A 3,987-nucleotide genomic window follows, 5' to 3' on the forward strand; every position below is an offset into this window, starting at 1 on the left:
CATAATTAGTATAGTTGTAATATATTTTTTAAATCTGGGTGCTACTGGATTAGTAGTTAAAATGGTATTGGTGCAAGCAATAAGTGTAAATGTGTTACTCTATTTTGCCACTAGAAACTTAAATACAAAAATATTATTTTTTATTAAACACCAAATTTATTCACTTTTATTTTTTGTTTTGTTTGGTATTTTATCAGAATATATAGCTATTTTCGATAGTATTGTTATAAATTTCATTGCTTGTGGCATTTTTTATGTTTGTTTATGTATAATAGGAACAATCATTTTTCCACAGGTTTTTGCTATGAAGTCAGAAGATGTGAAAATGCTTTTAAAGAAGATAGTGGGATTTGTTTATATAAAATTAAAAGGGTAAAAAGTATGGATAAGAGTTATTGGGATGAATTTTATAAGCAACATACTGGAGATAGTGTTATAAAACAACAAAGCACTTTTGCTAGTTTTTGTCAAGAAGAATTTTTCAAAGATAAAAAGTTAAATATTATTGAACTAGGTTCTGGGAATTGTAGAGATTCTATTTTTTTCGCTGCTAAAAAGCATAATGTAATAGCAATTGATCAAAGCAGTATTGTGATAGAAAGCAAAGAACATATTTCTTTAAAAGATAATTTAACTATTAAAGTAGCTAATTTTGTAACCGATGATTATTCTAAATATGGTGATATAGATGTATTTTATTCTAGATTTACGATGCATGCTATTACAAAGACAGAAGAAGAAGAAATAGTAAAAAAAGTATATGATAACCTTAGGCAAAATGGGTTATTTTGTATAGAGGTAAGAACAACAAAAGATCCATTATGTGGTGTTGGACGCAACATGGGAGACGATACATTCTTTACCGATCATAATAGACGATTTATTAATTCGGATGTTTTTTTGAAACATGTCTTGAAGCTTGGTTTTAAGCTAAGATATTTTACGGAAAAAAACAACTTATCCATTTATAAGAATGATAATCCTGTTTTGATGAGGATAATACTTGAAAAATGATTATTCATATAGTGAAGATGAAATTTTATTTAAAAAAGTAAATCAGCTTCTACGCAGTATAAAGTGTGAGTACTGGGTTTGTCATGGTACTTTATTGGGCATAATAAGAGATAATATGATTTTACCATGGGATCATGATATAGATTTCGCTGTTTGGAAAAAAAAAGTAAAAACGGAAGACATAGAAAAACTTTTTAAGGACAGTGGTTTTAAACAAGAAATTATTCTAGGTGAGATGGATTGTTTGCATTTTACAAACGGTTCTAAAAAAGTAGATATTAGTTTTTATGATGTAAAAGATAATGTTGCTTCAGTTAGATGGATAGTTCCAAAAAAAACAAATCTTAAAAATAAATTTTTAAATTTTATCGCAATGATTATGCATTCACTTGATAATAATATTGTTATTGACCTTGAGATTAAAAACATAAAAGATTTATTAAAATTTTTATTAATAAAAGTAACAAAGCTAATAAAGCCATTTATCAAAAAGAATACTAGAAAAATAATCTATGAGAATGCTATAAAAAGCTTTTGTTATACTGGATATAGCTATGATATAAATTTAATGGAATTTAAAAACATTGTTTTTTTAGATGAAGTTGTTCCTGTTCCAATAGATTCTGAAAAATGTTTAGAAATGACGTATGGTAAAGATTGGAGAGTCCCAAAAAAAAATTATGTTTGGTACAATGAGGCAAATAATTTAATAAACATGTAATTAGAAAAGGAATTTGTTTATGAAAGTTTTATTACTTGCTGGTGGGTTTGGAACTAGGCTAAGTGAAGAGACGGATATTAGACCAAAACCCATGGTTGAAATTGGTGGTAAGCCTATCCTTTGGCATATTATGAAAATTTATAGCCACTACGGGTTTAATGATTTTGTAATTTTATTGGGCTATAAGGGCTACTATATAAAAGAATTTTTTGCAAATTATTTTTTACATAGAAGTGATATAACTATTGACATAGCTAGTGGTAAAATTGAGATATTAAATAACACTAGCGAACCATGGAGAGTTACTCTACTAGACACAGGTTTAAATAGTATGACTGGGGCTAGAATCAAAAAAGCTAAAAAAATCGTAGGAGATAATGCTTTTATGCTAACATATGGAGATGGTGTAGCTAATATAAAAATAGACGACCTTTTAAAATTTCACTCATCTCATAAAAAAATAGTAACAATGACTTCAGCGCAGCCAGATGGAAGATTTGGCGCTTTAGAAATTTCAGATCAAGATCAAGTGCTACAATTTAAAGAAAAGCCAAAAGGTGATGGCAGTTGGATAAATGCAGGTTTTTTTGTTTGTGAGCCGGAAGTGTTTGATTATATAGATGACGATGAAAGTACTGTTTTTGAGCAAGAGCCACTTATGAGACTTGCTCAAGATGGGGAGATATTTACTTACAAACATCATGGTTTTTGGATGCCAATGGATACGCTAAGAGATAAAAATAAACTAAATGAAATGTGGCGAGAAAATAAAGCAGAGTGGAAAATTTGGAAATAAAAAATGTTCAAAAATGTTTTTGAAAATAAAAAAGTTTTAATTACAGGGCATACAGGCTTTAAGGGTAGTTGGCTTAGCACATGGCTCTTAAAAGTAGGCGCAGTTGTTATTGGAATTTCAAAGGATATCCCAACAAATCCATCCATGTTTGGTCTGTTAAATTTAAAAGATAAAATTAAAAAAGATTATAGAGTTGATATTCGTAATTTGAAAATTTTAGAAGAAATTTTTCTTAATGAAAAACCGGATTTTGTTTTTCATTTGGCAGCCCAACCAATCGTTTCTGTTTCATATGAGGATCCAATAGAAACCATAACCTCAAATGTTATAGGTACCACAAATATTTTAGAGATATTAAGAAAAGCAAAGCACGAATGCACGGCTATAATTATAACAAGCGATAAGGCTTATGATAATATTGAACAAGTTTGGGGATATAAAGAAAATGATGCGCTTGGTGGAAAAGACATTTATAGTGGGTCTAAGGGCGCAGCAGAGCTCATTATTAAATCCTATTGTAATTCATTTTTTAAAGAGATTAAAAATATAAGGATAGGTGTAGTAAGAGCAGGAAATGTAATTGGTGGCGGGGATTGGGCTAAAGATAGAATTGTAGTGGATAGTATGATGGCATGGAGTAAAAACAAGGCTGTAAATATTAGATCTCCAAAATCTACAAGACCATGGCAACATGTTCTTGAACCACTTAGTGGTTATTTAAATTTGGCTATGGTACTATCTTTAGACGATAGTTTAAATCACGAATGTTTTAACTTTGGTCCAAGAGCTGAACAAAATCATAGTGTGGCAGAATTATTGGTGGATCTTAGTAAAATTTGGAGTTTAAAAGATATATATAATGTTGTAGATGAAATAATTTTTGACGAAGCTAAATTACTAAAGCTAAATTGCGACAAGGCGTTGCACTATCTTAAATGGCATGCAAGCTTAGAGTATAAAGAAACAATTGAGTTTACCTCACAGTGGTATTATGACTTTTACAAAAAAAACTCAGATATGTTTAAAAAGACAACAGAGCAAATAATAGAATATGAAAATATTGCAAAAAATAGAGCATTATCATGGACGGAGTGATTTTAACACCATTAAAACAAATTTATAATCCAAAGGGTGACATTTTTCATGCGATGAAACAAAGTGATTATGGTTTTTGTGGTTTTGGCGAGGCGTATTTTTCAACCATAAACGAAAAAGAGATAAAAGGTTGGAAAAAACACAATCAAATGGTGCTTAATCTTGTAGTCTGTTTGGGAGAGATTAAATTTGTAATCTATGATGATATAAAAAAAGAATTCTTTAGTGTAAATTTATCTCATAAAAATTATAAAAGATTAACAATAAAAAATGGGCTATGGATGGCTTTTTGTGGTCTCGGAAAGAATAATATGCTTTTAAATATTGCAAGCATAGAGCATGATCCTAACGAGTCTATTAG

The 3,987-nt window shown here is 29.4% G+C and carries 5 protein-coding genes and 1 pseudogene; all 6 read left to right on the forward strand.

Features of this window, described 5'->3' with window-relative positions:
* A pseudogene (locus FZ945_RS09930) lies at positions 1-376 on the forward strand (hypothetical protein); the annotation flags it as partial.
* 5 nt (positions 377-381) lie between these two features.
* On the forward strand, positions 382-1,014 hold the full coding sequence (locus FZ945_RS09665; protein ID WP_103630499.1) for a class I SAM-dependent methyltransferase: 633 nt from the start codon (positions 382-384) through the stop codon (positions 1,012-1,014).
* The gene (locus FZ945_RS09670; protein ID WP_103594375.1) at positions 1,004-1,735 is read left to right on the forward strand and encodes a LicD family protein; all 732 of its coding nucleotides are present in this window, start codon (positions 1,004-1,006) and stop codon (positions 1,733-1,735) included. The genes FZ945_RS09665 and FZ945_RS09670 overlap by 11 nt, the downstream gene beginning before the upstream one ends.
* A 19-nt stretch (positions 1,736-1,754) precedes the next feature.
* Positions 1,755-2,531, forward strand: a complete 777-nt coding sequence (gene rfbF / locus FZ945_RS09675) for a glucose-1-phosphate cytidylyltransferase (RefSeq protein ID WP_148804164.1) — start codon at positions 1,755-1,757, stop codon at positions 2,529-2,531.
* A gap of 3 nt (positions 2,532-2,534) precedes the next feature.
* Complete coding sequence (rfbG, locus tag FZ945_RS09680) at positions 2,535-3,626, forward strand: CDP-glucose 4,6-dehydratase (RefSeq protein ID WP_148804166.1); 1,092 nt, start codon at positions 2,535-2,537, stop codon at positions 3,624-3,626.
* On the forward strand, positions 3,614-3,987 hold a 374-nt coding region (locus FZ945_RS09685), incomplete at its 3' end, for a WxcM-like domain-containing protein (RefSeq protein WP_148804168.1). The genes rfbG and FZ945_RS09685, both read left to right, overlap by 13 nt.

Source organism: Campylobacter concisus (genome assembly GCF_902460535.1).
GTDB classification, from domain to species: Bacteria; Campylobacterota; Campylobacteria; order Campylobacterales; family Campylobacteraceae; genus Campylobacter_A; species Campylobacter_A concisus_AS.